The organism is Streptomyces sp. R818 (assembly GCF_056172735.1).
Genome location: NZ_JAOCNE010000008.1, coordinates 196,923 through 211,922, shown reverse-complemented (window position 1 = coordinate 211,922; position 15,000 = coordinate 196,923). Strand labels below are relative to the sequence as shown.

Annotated in this window: 6 protein-coding genes, 1 tRNA gene and 2 rRNA genes (1 of these 9 cut by a window edge); 8 read left to right on the top strand and 1 reads right to left on the bottom strand. The window is 68.1% G+C overall.

The genetic code is table 11. The annotated features are described in order from the left end of the window. The 4 genes from N5I75_RS23135 to N5I75_RS23120 form a co-directional block, all read left to right on the top strand. Positions 1-1,477, top strand: a 23S ribosomal RNA gene (locus tag N5I75_RS23135) (it extends 1,646 nt beyond the left edge of the window). Positions 1,478-1,564: 87 nt separating this feature from the next. Next, positions 1,565-1,681, top strand: a 5S ribosomal RNA gene (gene rrf, locus N5I75_RS23130). 119 nt (positions 1,682-1,800) lie between these two features. Further along, positions 1,801-2,463 (top strand): DegT/DnrJ/EryC1/StrS family aminotransferase, encoded by a 663-nt coding sequence (locus N5I75_RS23125; RefSeq protein ID WP_476680134.1) that lies wholly within the window; start codon positions 1,801-1,803, stop codon positions 2,461-2,463. A gap of 84 nt (positions 2,464-2,547) precedes the next feature. Beyond that, a tRNA-Thr gene (locus N5I75_RS23120) sits at positions 2,548-2,620 on the top strand. A 71-nt stretch (positions 2,621-2,691) separates the two neighbouring features. Here N5I75_RS23120 and N5I75_RS23115 read toward each other — a convergent pair. Beyond that, positions 2,692-5,313 carry a SpoIIE family protein phosphatase gene (locus N5I75_RS23115; protein ID WP_476680113.1) on the bottom strand — a complete coding sequence of 874 codons (2,622 nt, stop codon included), beginning with the start codon at positions 5,311-5,313 and terminating at the stop codon, positions 2,692-2,694. A gap of 367 nt (positions 5,314-5,680) precedes the next feature. Between N5I75_RS23115 and N5I75_RS23110 the strand changes: the two genes are divergently transcribed. The 4 genes from N5I75_RS23110 to N5I75_RS23095 form a co-directional block, all read left to right on the top strand. Further along, entirely contained in the window at positions 5,681-11,167 is a 5,487-nt protein-coding gene (locus N5I75_RS23110) for a HAMP domain-containing protein (RefSeq protein ID WP_476680111.1), read from the top strand. Between the two features lie 274 nt (positions 11,168-11,441). Continuing rightward, positions 11,442-12,122 (top strand): response regulator, encoded by a 681-nt coding sequence (locus N5I75_RS23105; RefSeq protein WP_476680109.1) that lies wholly within the window; start codon positions 11,442-11,444, stop codon positions 12,120-12,122. Positions 12,123-12,237: 115 nt separating this feature from the next. Continuing rightward, positions 12,238-14,886 (top strand): DNA translocase FtsK, encoded by a 2,649-nt coding sequence (locus N5I75_RS23100; RefSeq protein WP_476680108.1) that lies wholly within the window; start codon positions 12,238-12,240, stop codon positions 14,884-14,886. After that, positions 14,886-15,000: hypothetical protein (locus N5I75_RS23095; RefSeq protein WP_476680132.1), on the top strand; the 115-nt coding region annotated here is incomplete at its 3' end. The genes N5I75_RS23100 and N5I75_RS23095, both read left to right, overlap by 1 nt.

The following is a 15,000-nucleotide window of genomic DNA, read 5'->3' as shown; positions in this document are numbered from 1 at the left end:
GCAGGAAGGTAGTCCAGCCCGGGCGGTGGTTGTCCCGGGGTAAGGGTGTAGGCCGTGCGGTAGGTAAATCCGTCGCACATCAAGGCTGAGACCTGATGCCGAGCCGATTGTGGTGAAGTGGATGATCCTATGCTGTCGAGAAAAGCCTCTAGCGAGTTTCATGGCGGCCCGTACCCTAAACCGACTCAGGTGGTCAGGTAGAGAATACCGAGGCGTTCGGGTGAACTATGGTTAAGGAACTCGGCAAAATGCCCCCGTAACTTCGGGAGAAGGGGGGCCATCACCGGTGATGAGTCTTGCACTCTGAGCTGGGGGTGGCCGCAGAGACCAGCGAGAAGCGACTGTTTACTAAAAACACAGGTCCGTGCGAAGCCGTAAGGCGATGTATACGGACTGACGCCTGCCCGGTGCTGGAACGTTAAGGGGACCGGTTAGTGCACTTTCGGGTGTGCGAAGCTGAGAACTTAAGCGCCAGTAAACGGCGGTGGTAACTATAACCATCCTAAGGTAGCGAAATTCCTTGTCGGGTAAGTTCCGACCTGCACGAATGGCGTAACGACTTCTCGACTGTCTCAACCATAGGCCCGGTGAAATTGCACTACGAGTAAAGATGCTCGTTTCGCGCAGCAGGACGGAAAGACCCCGGGACCTTTACTACAGTTTGATATTGGTGTTCGGTTCGGCTTGTGTAGGATAGGTGGGAGACTGTGAACTCTGGACGCCAGTTCAGGGGGAGTCGTCGTTGAAATACCACTCTGGTCGTGCTGGATGTCTAACCTGGGTCCGTGATCCGGATCAGGGACAGTGTCTGATGGGTAGTTTAACTGGGGCGGTTGCCTCCTAAAGAGTAACGGAGGCGCCCAAAGGTTCCCTCAGCCTGGTTGGTAATCAGGTGTTGAGTGTAAGTGCACAAGGGAGCTTGACTGTGAGACCGACGGGTCGAGCAGGGACGAAAGTCGGGACTAGTGATCCGGCGGTGGCTTGTGGAAGCGCCGTCGCTCAACGGATAAAAGGTACCCCGGGGATAACAGGCTGATCTTCCCCAAGAGTCCATATCGACGGGATGGTTTGGCACCTCGATGTCGGCTCGTCGCATCCTGGGGCTGGAGTCGGTCCCAAGGGTTGGGCTGTTCGCCCATTAAAGCGGTACGCGAGCTGGGTTTAGAACGTCGTGAGACAGTTCGGTCCCTATCCGCTGTGCGCGTAGGAGTCTTGAGAAGGGCTGTCCCTAGTACGAGAGGACCGGGACGGACGAACCTCTGGTGTGCCAGTTGTCCTGCCAAGGGCATGGCTGGTTGGCTACGTTCGGAAAGGATAACCGCTGAAAGCATCTAAGCGGGAAGCCTGCTTCGAGATGAGGACTCCCACCCCCATGAGGGGTTAAGGCTCCCAGTAGACGACTGGGTTGATAGGCCAGATCTGGAAGCCCGGTAACGGGTGGAGGTGACTGGTACTAATAGGCCGAGGGCTTGTCCTCAGTTGCTCGCGTCCACTGTGTTGGTTCTGAAACCACGAACAACCGTCGTAGCCATGGTCACGGCTCCGGTTGACAGTTTCATAGTGTTTCGGTGGTCATAGCGTGAGGGAAACGCCCGGTTACATTCCGAACCCGGAAGCTAAGCCTCACAGCGCCGATGGTACTGCAGGGGGGACCCTGTGGGAGAGTAGGACGCCGCCGAACTAATTTTGATAAAAAGCCGCTGGTCTTGAGCATTCTGCTCGAGGCCAGCGGCTTTTTTGTTGTGTGTCACCCCGTGTTCACGTTCCGCGCGCACCATCACGGTCATGGGCACAGTTGCAATGCTGCAGGCCGCAGGCGTCGGAGCCGGTGACGAAGTGATCGTGCCGGCCTTCGGTAACCCCGAGGTCGCCGACGCGGTCGTTCAGGCCGGGGCGACCCCCGTCTTCGCCGACATAGACCCGGACACCTACTGCCTCGACCCGGCACACGTGGCGGACCGCGTCACCGCGCGGACCTCCGCCGTCATCGCCGTTCACCGCTTCGGACACCGGGCCGACATCACGCGGCTCCACGAACTCGGCAGTCGGCACGGGCTGCTCATCCTCGAACAGGGCGAGTCCGAGAAGCCGTACGACGAGCTGGTGCAACGAAGGGCGCACGCCGCCTATCTGAACGGGAAGCTGAATGGGGTACGGACACCCGCAGGGCACGACGGGCACACCTATCAGCAGTACGTCGTGCGGGTCCCCGGGAACGGGCGGCCCGACCGGGACGCTTTCGCCCGGACGTTGCGGAGCAGGGGCGTCGAATGCCGGGTACCGGTGAAGACTCCCGTGCACCGGCTGCCCGCGTTCCGGCGTGACACCGAACTCCCCGAGACCGAGCGGGCGGCCGATGAGACATTGGCGCTTCCTGTCGACGCGGCCATGACGCGTAAACAACTTCACCGCCTGGTCTCCGCCTGCAACGCACTGGGCGGACTGCTGCAACCGGCCTTTTAGCCGAGGGTCGGAGGGCGGTTCGAGCGGGGCTGAACTTCAGGTATGCTTTATCTCGTTGCCGAGCGGGAAACCGCGAAGCGGCCGGCCCCTATAGCTCAGTCGGTAGAGCGTCTCCATGGTAAGGAGAAGGTCAGCGGTTCGATTCCGCTTGGGGGCTCAGCAAAGAAAGAGGCTCCCGCCCTTTGAGCGGGAGCCTCTTTTCGTTATTCCACGACCTGCCCCTGTCCCTCAGTCGTGCTGAATCTCCGGCACCCGCATCGTCAGAATTGCCATGTCGTCCGAGGGCGCGTCCGCCGCGAAACGCTCGACCGCCCGCATGATGCGCCCCGCGACCGCGCCGGCCGTCAGGCCCGTACAGCCCGACAGAACCTCCGCCAGGCCGTCGTCGCCCAGCATGCGGGTGCCCTCGCGGCGCTCCGTGATGCCGTCGGTGACGCAGAGCAGGACGTCGCCGGGGTCGAGCGTCATGGTCTGCTCGTACAGTTCGAGGTCGTCCATGACGCCGAGCAGCGGCTGCGGCTCCGCGAACGGTTCGACCGAGCCGTCCTGGCGCAGGCGCAGCGGCTGCGGGTGTCCGGCGCAGACCATCTTGAGCACGGCCGAGCCGTCCTCCTGCGGCCACAACTCCCCGTAGAGCAACGTCAGGAAGCGGCTGCGGGCGCCCTCGTCGAGGATCGCCGCGTTCAGGCGCTCCAGGACCGCCGGGCCGCCGAAGCCCTCGCGGGCGAGGAGGCGCAGCGCGTGGCGGGCGAGGCCCGTGACGGCCGCGGCCTCGGGGCCCGTGCCGCAGACGTCGCCGATGGCGAAGCCGTACGCGCCGTCGCGGATCGGGAAGAGGTCGTAGAAGTCGCCGCCCACCTCGTTGCCCTCGCCGGCCGCGCGGTAGATGACCTCCACCTCGACGCCCGGGACGTGCGGGAGCTCCGGCGGGAGGAGGCTGCGCTGGAGGGACTGGCTGATGGCCATGCGCTCCGAGTAGAGGCGCGCGTTGTCCAGGGCCAGGGCCGCTCGGCGGCTCAGGTCCTCGGCCAGCTCCAGGATCTCCTGGCGGAAGTGTTCGTCCGTCGGCTTGCCGAGCGTGAGCATGCCGATGACGCGGTTGCGGGCGACGAGCGGCAGCACGACCGTCTCGCCGCCGACCGCGGAGGCCGTGGCCAGAGTGGTGCCGATGCCCGAGGTGACGCTGGCGGGTTCGCCGAGGCCCAGGCTGCGCATGGACGTACGGAGCGCTGCCTGGTGGGCCGCTTCGGCGGGGGCCGACCAGACGCGGGCGCCGGGGGTGGGCACCGGGTCCGGCGGGGTGATCTTGGAGAGGAGCGCCTTGAGGCCGTCGATGCGGTCCTCGTCCTCGTGCAGGACGTAGGAGAGGTACGGCTCCGAGACCTGGTCGGCGATCATGTAGACCGCGCACCAGGTGGCGAGCGTGGGGACCGTCATCTGGGCCATGAGCGCCAGGGTCTGGTCGCGGTCGAGCGTGCCGGCGAGCAGGTCGGAGGCTTCGACGAGGAAGCTGAGGGAGCCGCGCCGCAGCTTCTCCAGCTCGCCGAGGCGGGCCGATTCGACGGCCATGGCGATGCGGTCGGCGGCGAACTGGAGGCGCAGCGCCTCCTCGTTGGTGTAGCGGTCCGGGGCCTCCGCGGCGACGCCGAGGGAGCCGGTGAGGCGGCCCTCGACCTTGAGCGGCACAGTGACGACCGAACGCATGCCCGTACCGCTCAACAGCGGCACGGCGCCCGGGACTTGGGTGAGGTCCTCGTGGACGGCGGGCATCCTTGCGGAGCCGTAGCGGCCGGGGCCGACCTCGACCGGCACGCGCGCGAAGCGCTGGCGTGCGGAGGGCAGGCCGGTGGAGGCGCGGACCTCCAGCTCGGTCTCGTCGTCGGTGGCGAGGAGGAGGAAGGCGGCGTCGGCGTCGAGCATGTCGCGGGCGCGTTCGACCGTGCGCTGGAGGAGGCCGTCGAGGTCGTCCGGGGCGGGGGAGCCGATGAAGACCTCGAAGGCGTCCGGGCTCTGGCTCTCGGCTGCGGTGCCGTTCTCCGACGTCGGCATGCGCAGCGGCGTCTGGAGCACGGCGCGCTCGTGGTCGCGCACGAGGAGGCAGACGGTGGAGGGTTCGCCGTCGGTGTCGCGGACGCGCAGGTGGGAGGCGTAGACGGCGGTGACGCGGCCGCTGGCGCCGCGGATGCCGTAGCTGCCCTCCCAGCGCGAGAGCCGGAGCGCGTCGGCAATGCCGGTGCTGGTGCCGGGCGTGTGCGGCCAGGCGGCGAGGTCGGTGAGGGGCTTGCCGGTGACCTGTTCGGCCCCGTAGCCGAAGAGGTGCTCCGCGTCCTCGTTCCACGCGGTGATCGCGCCGGCTCTGTCGATCTGCACGACGGCGACGCGGACCCGCTCGTCGGCGAGGGGGAGGAGGTCGGTGGGGAGGACGGGGCCCGCGGCGCGGGTGCCGACCGAGCGCTCGGGCAGGTCGATCTGGAACCAGACCTGCTTGTGGGTGGCCGAATAGTCGACGCCCCAGCGGCCTGCCAGGGCCGCACAGAGCTGGAGGCCGCGGCCGCCCTCACGGTCGGGGGAGCCCATGTTGATCGCGGAGGACTGGAGCGGGATCTCCCGTTCCGGATAGCGGTCGGAGACCTCGATGCGCACATGGTCGTCGCCGCGCAGGCACAGGACCTCCGCGGAGGTGCCCGCGTGGACGACGGCGTTCGTGACGAGTTCGCTGGTCAGGACCACCGCGTCGTCGATGATGTCGGCGAAGCCCCACCCTTGCAGGGTGTCGCGCACGAAGGAGCGGGCGGTCGCGACGGATCGCCCGACCGGTTCGAAGGTCGCAGCCGCGCGCGCGGTGATCACAGAACTCCCTGTACGAGTTGTCCTCGCTGTACGAGTGTCGAGACCAAGCTCTCCCGTACTCATGTCGCGGCCGCCCCTCCGATGCCCGCTCGTTTCCCGCCACCGCCCAGCCGGGCGGACCGGGGTGGGTGGACAGCCGCTGCCAAGGTTACTTACCTTCGCCGTCCATGCGGATGCCGGTCGTCGTGTTTCCGTTCCGGCGGGTGTGCGGAGCGTGTGCGAAGCTGCCGAACTGTTATGGCCTGGTTCAGCCATGGTGAAACACTGGGCAAGCTTCAGTTACGGACGCATTGAGAACCCGGTGCGGCGGTAGAAGCGAACCCGAGCAACCCAAGCAGTTCAGGTCGACCCCTGCGGGAGGGACACAGTGGAGTCTGGCGCAGCGACGCGGGGCAGGAAAGCGCGCGCGGAAGGCGGACAGTCCCTGAATAAACAGCACAAGTCGCGCAATGGCACCACAACGGTGGACACGGCGGCGCTGAACAGGCTGTTGGCAGGGCTCGTCGCGATGCGGGACGGCAATTTCCGCAAGCGCCTCACCGTCAGCGGCGACGGGGTGATGTCCGAGATCGCGGCTGTCTTCAACGAGGTGGCCGACCGGAATCTGCATCTGACCGGGGAGCTTTCCCGGGTCCGGCGCATGGTCGGGCGCGAGGGCAAGCTGACCGAGCGCCTGGAGACGGGCGCCTGCGAGGGTTCCTGGGCCGCCGCGATCAACGCGTCCAACGCGCTCGTCGACGATCTCGTACGGCCGGTCTCCGAGGTCGGCCGGGTGCTCACCGCGGTCGCCGAGGGTGATCTGTCGCCGCGCATGGAGCTGCGCTCCCAGGTGCCGGACGGGACGGGGCACCCGTTGCGGGGCGAGTTCCTGAAGGTCGGGCGGACCGTCAACAACCTCGTCGACCAGCTCTCCACGTTCACCGACGAGGTCACGCGCGTGGCCAGCGAAGTGGGGACCGAGGGCAAGCTCGGCGGGCAGGCGCGCGTACGTGGAATGTCCGGTTCGTGGAAGGACCTCACGGATTCGGTCAACACGATGGCGTACCGGCTCACCGCGCAGGTGCGTGACATTGCTCTCGTCACCACCGCGGTGGCCAAGGGTGACTTGTCCCGCAAGGTCACGGTTCACGTCGCGGGCGAGATGCTCGAGCTGAAGAACACCGTGAACACGATGGTGGACCAGCTGTCGTCGTTCTCCTCCGAGGTCACCCGCGTGGCACGGGAGGTCGGCACCGAGGGCGAGCTGGGCGGCCAGGCGCAGGTGCCCGGTGTGGCGGGTGTGTGGAAGGACCTCACCGATTCGGTGAACCTCATGGCGGGCAACCTGACCGCCCAGGTGCGTGGCATCGCTCAGGTCACCACGGCTGTCGCCAACGGCGACCTGTCGCAGAAGGTCACCGTGTCGGCGCGCGGCGAGGTCGCCCAGCTGGCCGAGACGATCAACCAGATGACCGAGACGCTGCGCACGTTCGCGGACGAGGTGACGCGCGTCGCCAACGAGGTCGGCGCGGAGGGCCAGCTCGGCGGCCAGGCCAATGTGCCGGGCGCGGCAGGGACGTGGAAGGACCTGACGGACTCCGTCAACACGGTCTTCCGGAACCTCACCACGCAGGTGCGTGACATCGCCACTGTCACCACGGCGGTGGCAAACGGTGACCTGTCGCAGAAGGTCACCGTCGACGTCGCCGGCGAGATGCTGGAGCTGAAGAACACCGTCAACACGATGGTCGACCAGCTGTCCGCCTTCGGCTCCGAGGTCACGCGCGTGGCGCGCGAGATCGGCGTCGAGGGTGAGCTGGGCGGTCAGGCCCTCGTGGTGGGCGCCGCGGGGACCTGGAAAGACCTCACGGACTCTGTGAACACGGCTTTCCGCAACCTCACCGGGCAGGTGCGCAACATCGCCCAGGTGACGACGGCGGTCGCCAATGGTGACCTGTCGCAGAAGGTCACTGTCGACGTGTCCGGCGAGATGCTCCAGCTGAAGAACACCGTCAACACGATGGTGGACCAGCTGTCGTCCTTCGCCGACCAGGTGACCCGGATGGCGCGCGACGTGGGCACGGAGGGCCGCCTCGGCGGCCAGGCCCGCGTGGACGGCGTGAGCGGCACGTGGAAGGAGCTCACCGACTCCGTCAACTTCATGGCCGGGAACCTGACCTCCCAGGTGCGGCAGATCGCCCAGGTCACCACGGCTGTGGCGCGTGGTGACCTGTCGCAGAAGATCGACGTCGACGCGCGCGGGGAGATCCTCGAGCTGAAGAACACCATCAACACGATGGTCGACCAGCTCTCCGCCTTCGCCGACCAGGTGACCCGCGTCGCGCGCGAGGTGGGCACCGAGGGGCGCCTCGGCGGGCAGGCGCAGGTGCCGGGCGTCGCGGGTGTGTGGCGCGACCTGACGGACTCCGTGAACGGCATGGCGGGCAACCTGACCGCGCAGGTCCGCAACATCGCGCAGGTCGCCACGGCCGTCGCGCGCGGTGACCTGTCGCAGAAGATTGACGTGGACGCGCGCGGCGAGATCCTGGAGCTGAAGAACACCCTCAACACGATGGTGGACCAGCTCTCCGCGTTCGCCGAGCAGGTGACGCGGGTGGCCCGCGAGGTGGGGACGGACGGCATCCTCGGCGGCCAGGCCGAGGTCCAGGGCGTGTCGGGTACGTGGAAGGACCTGACGCAGTCCGTGAACGGCATGGCGAACAACCTGACGCTCCAGGTGCGCAACATCGCCGAGGTCACCACGGCCGTGGCGCGCGGCGACCTGTCCAAGAAGATCACCGTCGACGCCAAGGGCGAGATCCTCGAACTCGTGACGACCGTCAACACGATGGTCGACCAGCTGTCGTCGTTCGCCGAGCAGGTGACGCGCGTCGCGCGCGAGGTGGGCACCGAGGGCCAGCTCGGCGGTCAGGCGCGGGTGTCGGGCATCACCGGCATCTGGAAGGACCTGAGCGACAACGTCAACCTGATGGCCAACAACCTGACCATGCAGGTGCGCAACATCTCCCAGGTCGCCAACGCGGTGGCCAACGGCGACCTGACCCGTACGGTGACGATCGAGGCGCGCGGCGAGGTCGCGCAGCTCGCCGACACGTTCAACACGATGGTCAAGACGCTGAGCTCGTTCGCGGACCAGGTCACCAAGGTGGCCCGCGAGGTGGGCACGGACGGCATCCTCGGCGGCCAGGCCCGCGTACCCGGTGTGGCCGGTACGTGGAAGGACCTCACCGAGTCCGTGAACGGCATGGCGTCGAACCTGACCGGCCAGGTGCGCAACATCGCGATGGTGACGACCGCCATCGCCAAGGGCGACCTGACCAAGAAGATCGACATCGACGCGCGGGGCGAGATCCTCGAGCTGAAGACGACGATCAACACGATGGTCGACCAGCTGTCGTCCTTCGCCGAGCAGGTCACGCGCGTGGCCCGCGAGGTGGGCACCGAGGGCCAGCTCGGCGGCCAGGCACGCGTGCGTGACGTGGACGGCACCTGGCGCGACCTGACGGAGTCCGTGAACGAGATGGCCGGGAACCTGACCCGGCAGGTGCGCGCGATCGCGGCCGTCGCCACCGCGGTGACCCGCGGCGATCTCAACCTGAAGATCGATGTCGACGCGGCGGGCGAGATCCAGGTCCTCCAGGACAACATCAACAAGATGATCTCCAACCTGCGCGACACCACGATCGCCAACGAGGAGCAGGACTGGCTGAAGGGCAACCTGGCGCGCATCTCGGGCCTGATGCAGGGCCGCCGCGACCTCGACGACGTGGCCTCGCTGATCATGAGCGAGCTGACGCCGGTGGTCTCCGCACAGCACGGAGCGTTCTTCCTGGCGTCGCCCCTGGACGACGGCGCCGATCCGACGACCGCCGACGAGGACGCGTACGAGCTGCGCATGTGCGGCAGCTACGGCTACTCCATGGGGTCCATGCCGACCTCGTTCCGGCCCGGTGAGACGCTCATCGGGACCGCAGCCAAGGAGCGGCGCACGATCCTGGTCGACAACGCGCCCAGCGGCTACCTGAAGATCTCCTCGGGGCTCGGTGAGGCGCCGCCCGCCCAGGTCATCGTGATCCCGGTGCTTTTCGAGGGCACGGTGCTCGGTGTCATCGAACTGGCGTCCTTCACGCCGTTCACGCAGATCCAGAAGGATTTCCTGGGACAGATCGCCGAGATGATCGCGACGAGCGTCAACACGATCTCCGTCAACACCAAGACGGAGGTGCTGCTCAAGCAGTCGCAGGAGCTGACCGAGCAACTGCGGGAGCGCTCCGCCGAGTTGGAGAACCGGCAGAAGGCGCTCCAGGCGTCCAACGCCGAACTGGAGGAGAAGGCCGAACTCCTCGCCCAGCAGAACCGCGACATCGAGGTGAAGAACACCGAGATCGAGGAGGCGCGGCAGGTCCTTGAGGAGCGCGCCGAGCAGCTCGCGGTGTCGATGCGCTACAAGAGCGAGTTCCTCGCGAACATGTCGCACGAGCTGCGCACTCCGCTCAACTCGCTGCTGATTCTGGCCAAGTTGCTCGCCGACAACGCCGACGCGAACCTCACGCCCAAGCAGGTCGAGTTCGCCGAGACGATCCATGGCGCGGGCTCCGACCTGCTCCAGCTGATCAACGACATCCTGGACCTGTCGAAGGTCGAGGCGGGCAAGATGGACGTCTCGCCGACGCGGATCGCGCTGGTGCAGCTGGTCGACTACGTGGAGGCGACGTTCCGGCCGCTGACCGCGGAGAAGCAACTCGACTTCTCCGTACGGGTGTCGCCGGAGCTGCCCACCACGCTGCACACCGACGAGCAGCGCCTGCTGCAGGTGCTGCGCAACCTGCTGTCCAACGCGGTGAAGTTCACCGACTCCGGCGCCGTGGAGCTCGTCATCCGGCCCGCGGGCGTCGACGTGCCGAACGCGATCCGTGAACAGCTTCTGGAAGCGGGCTCGCTGCGCGAGGCGGACGGTGACCTGATCGCCTTCTCGGTGACCGACACCGGCATCGGGATCGCGGCCAGCAAGATGCGGGTGATCTTCGAGGCGTTCAAGCAGGCCGACGGCACCACGAGCCGCAAGTACGGCGGTACGGGCCTCGGGCTCTCCATCAGCCGGGAGATCGCCCGGCTGCTCGGCGGTGAGATCCACGCGGCGAGCGAGCCGGGGCGCGGCTCCACCTTCACGCTGTACCTGCCGCTGCACCCGGCCGAGCTGCCGCCCCAGGGGTACACGCAGCTCGCCCCGGCCGTCGAGCCGGGCCGGCCGCTGGCCCTGGACGCGGCCCCGGAGGCGCCCGCCCAGGTGGAGACGCCGGCCGAGGTGAAGTCGTACCAGGAGACGCAGAGCGGGGCCGCGGCGCTCTTCCGGCGCCGCCGCCGGTCCGCACCGGCACCCGAGGCCCGTCCGGCGCCCACGGGGCGGACCGCGTCCGCGCAGCCGCACTGGGAGGAGCTGGAGGAGGAGGCGCCCAAGGTGCGGCGCACGTTCCACTTCGGCGGCGAGAAGGTGCTCATCGTCGACGACGACATCCGCAACGTCTTCGCGCTCACCAGCGTCCTGGAGCAGCACGGCCTGTCGGTCCTGTACGCGGAGAACGGGCGCGAGGGCATCGAGGTCCTGGAGCAGCACGACGACGTGACGGTCGTCCTGATGGACATCATGATGCCCGAGATGGACGGCTACGCGACGACGACGGCGATCCGCAGGATGCCGCAGTTCGCCGGTCTGCCGATCATCGCGCTCACCGCCAAGGCGATGAAGGGCGACCGGGAGAAGGCGATCGAGTCCGGCGCTTCCGACTACGTCACGAAGCCGGTGGATCCCGATCATCTCCTTGCGGTGATGGAGCAATGGATGCGAGGGGAGTGACCGAATCGCCGAACATTCACGCGGCGTTGCTGACTGAGTGTGGCCACATCCGTGTAGAAGTGCGGTAACCGGGGAACCTTCTGGTCTCCCACTGCGTTTCTGCTACGTGCACAGTGACATCTCGGTGACAGGGTGTGGCGGCAGGCGGGGTGCGGCTACGATGACCGGCACAAGGACGGACGGCGCCAGGAAGCCGTCCCCTGGGGCGGCGGAAGGAGCCTCCCAGAATCCTGCGGACAGGGGCGGCCCCATGCCGGGGCGAGGAGGGCGGGCCATGGTGCAGAAGGCCAAGATCCTCCTGGTCGATGACCGGCCGGAGAATCTGCTGGCGCTGGAGGCCATCCTCTCCGCGCTCGATCAGACGCTGGTGCGGGCATCGTCCGGGGAGGAAGCGCTCAAAGCGCTGCTCACGGACGATTTCGCGGTCATTCTGTTGGACGTTCAGATGCCCGGAATGGACGGATTCGAAACCGCGGCGCACATCAAGCGGCGGGAGCGGACACGGGACATCCCGATCATCTTCCTCACGGCGATCAACCATGGCCCGCACCACACCTTCCGCGGCTACGCGGCGGGCGCGGTGGACTACATCTCCAAGCCGTTCGACCCGTGGGTGCTGCGCGCCAAGGTCTCGGTGTTCGTCGAGCTGTACATGAAGAACTGCCAGCTGCGTGAGCAGGCGGCTCTGCTCCGCCTCCAGCTGGAGGGCGGTGGCCGGGCCGTCGGCGACACCAAGGAGCCCGCGGGGCTGCTCGCCGAGCTGTCCGCGCGTCTCGCCGCCGTCGAGGAGCAGGCCGAGGCGCTCTCCAAGCAGCTGGACGAGGAGTCGGCGGACGCGGCCGCGGTCGCCACCGCCGCCCACCTGGAGCGCAAACTCACCGGTCTGCGCAGAGCCCTTGACGCCCTGGAGCCCGGCGCGGGCAACGGCGCGCCGTCCCTGCCGTCCCAGAGCTGAGGCTCCGCCCCGGCTTTGAGGGCGCGTCAGTTCGGGCACCCCAGGTCCGCGACACAAAAGGGTGAAGCACTGGGCACACGTGTACGTGGGCGCCTCCCCCGGTAACCTCACACCTATGGCCTCACGTCCCGCAGCCAAGAAGCCGCCCGCGAAAAAGGCGGCAGCGCCCACCAAGGCTCCGGCGAAGAAGGCCCCTGCGAAAAAAGCCCCCGCCAAGAAGGTCGCGAAGGCGCCCGTGAAGAAGGCGGTGGCGAAGAAGCCCGCGCCCAAGGCGGCGCCCAGCCCCACCGGGGGCCTGTACCGCGTGGTGCGCGCCCTGTGGCTCGGCGTCGCGCACAGCGTGGGAGCCATGTTCCGCGGCATAGGGCGCGGCGCGAAGGGGCTCGACCCGGCGCACCGCAAGGACGGCCTGGCGCTGCTCCTGCTCGGCGTCGGACTGGTCTGCGCGGCCGGTACCTGGTCGAACCTGCAGGGCCCGGTCGGCGACCTCGTCGAGATGCTGGTGACCGGCGCGTTCGGCCGGCTCGACCTGCTCGTGCCGATACTGGTCGGGGTCATCGCCGTACGCCTCATCCGCCACCCGGAGAAGCCCGAGGCCAACGGGCGCATCGTCATCGGCCTCTCCGCGCTCGTCGTCGGCGTGCTCGGCCAGGTCCACATCGCGTGCGGCTCACCCGCGCGCGCGGACGGCATGCAGGCCATAAGGGACGCGGGCGGGCTCATCGGCTGGGCCGCCGCGACCCCGCTGAGCTTCACGATGACCGACGTGCTCGCGGTGCCGCTGCTCGTCCTGCTCACCGTGTTCGGCCTCCTCGTGGTCACCGCGACGCCGGTCAACGCGATTCCGCAGCGGCTGCGCCTGCTCGGCGTGCGGCTCGGCATCGTCCACGACGACCTGGCCGCCGAGGAGCTGATCGCCGACGACTACGAGGACGAGTGGCGCGAGGCCCCGCCCGCGCCCGCCAGGCGGCGCTCCAGCGCCTCCGCGTCCGGGGCGTACGACCCCGACCGCATAGAGGAGGACGCCCTCGCCGCCAAGCGGCGCAGGCCCCGGCGCTCGTCCGCGCAGCCGTCCATGGAGCGCTCCATGGACGCCGTGGACGTGGCCGCCGCTGCCGCCGCGGCGCTCGACGGTGCCGTGCTGCACGGGATGCCGCCGTCGCCGCTGGTCGCCGACCTCACCCAGGGCGTCGGCACGGAGCGCGACGAAGGGGAGCGGGCGGAACGTTCGGGCAAGGCGCCCGCGCCGGAGCGCACGGCGCCGGTGCCGACGGCGCGCGGCAAGAAGTCCGCGCCGGTCGCCCAGGAGCCCGAGCCGACTCCGTCTAAGCTCGCCGTCCCCGACCTGACCAAGGCGGCGCCCGAGGACGCCCGCGAGCTGCCCGCGCGCGCGGAGCAGCTCCAGCTCGCCGGGGACATCACGTACGCGCTGCCGAAGCTCGACCTCCTGACGCGGGGCGGCCCGGGGAAGTCGCGCAGCGCCGCGAACGACGCCGTCGTGGAGTCGCTGACCACCGTCTTCACCGAGTTCAAGGTCGACGCGGCCGTCACGGGCTTCACGCGCGGGCCGACGGTCACGCGCTACGAGGTCGAGCTCGGGCCCGCCGTGAAGGTCGAGAAGATCACCGCCCTGGCGAAGAACATCGCGTACGCGGTCGCCTCGCCGGACGTGCGGATCATCAGCCCGATCCCCGGCAAGTCCGCGGTCGGCATCGAGATCCCGAACACCGACCGCGAGATGGTCAACGTCGGGGACGTGCTGCGCCTCGCCGACGCCGCCGAGGACGATCACCCGATGCTGGTCGCGCTCGGCAAGGACGTCGAGGGCGGCTATGTGATGTCCAACCTCGCGAAGATGCCGCACATCCTGGTCGCGGGCGCCACCGGGTCCGGCAAGTCGTCCTGCATCAACTGCCTGATCACCTCGATCATGATGCGGGCGACCCCGGAGGACGTGCGGATGGTCCTCGTCGACCCCAAGCGCGTGGAGCTGACGGCGTACGAGGGCATCCCGCACCTCATCACGCCGATCATCACCAACCCCAAGAAGGCCGCGGAGGCGCTGCAGTGGGTCGTGCGCGAGATGGACCTGCGCTACGACGACCTCGCCGCCTTCGGCTACCGGCACATCGACGACTTCAACCAGGCGATCCGCGACGGCAAGCTGAAGACGCCCGAGGGCAGCGAGCGGGAGCTGAAGACCTACCCGTACCTGCTGGTGATCGTCGACGAGCTCGCCGACCTGATGATGGTCGCCCCGCGCGACGTCGAGGACGCCATCGTGCGCATCACGCAGCTCGCGCGCGCGGCCGGTATCCACCTGGTGCTCGCCACGCAGCGTCCCTCGGTCGACGTCGTCACCGGTCTGATCAAGGCGAACGTGCCCTCGCGCCTGGCCTTCGCCACGTCCTCGCTCGCCGACAGCCGCGTCATCCTGGACCAGCCGGGTGCCGAGAAGCTCATCGGCAAGGGTGACGGTCTGTATCTGCCCATGGGTGCGAACAAGCCGACCCGTATGCAGGGCGCGTTCGTCACCGAGGACGAGATCCACGCCGTCGTGCAGCACTGCAAGGACCAGATGGCGCCCGTCTTCCGCGACGACGTCACCGTGGGCACCAAGCAGAAGAAGGAGATCGACGAGGACATCGGCGACGACCTCGACCTGCTGTGCGCGGCGGCCGAGCTGGTCGTCTCCACCCAGTTCGGGTCCACGTCGATGCTCCAGCGCAAGCTCGGGTCGGCTTCGCCAAGGCCGGCCGCCTGATGGACCTCATGGAGTCGCGCAACATCGTCGGACCGAGCGAGGGCTCCAAGGCGCGCGACGTCCTCGTGAAACCGGACGAACTGGACGGAGTGCTCGCGGTCATCCGCGGGGAGG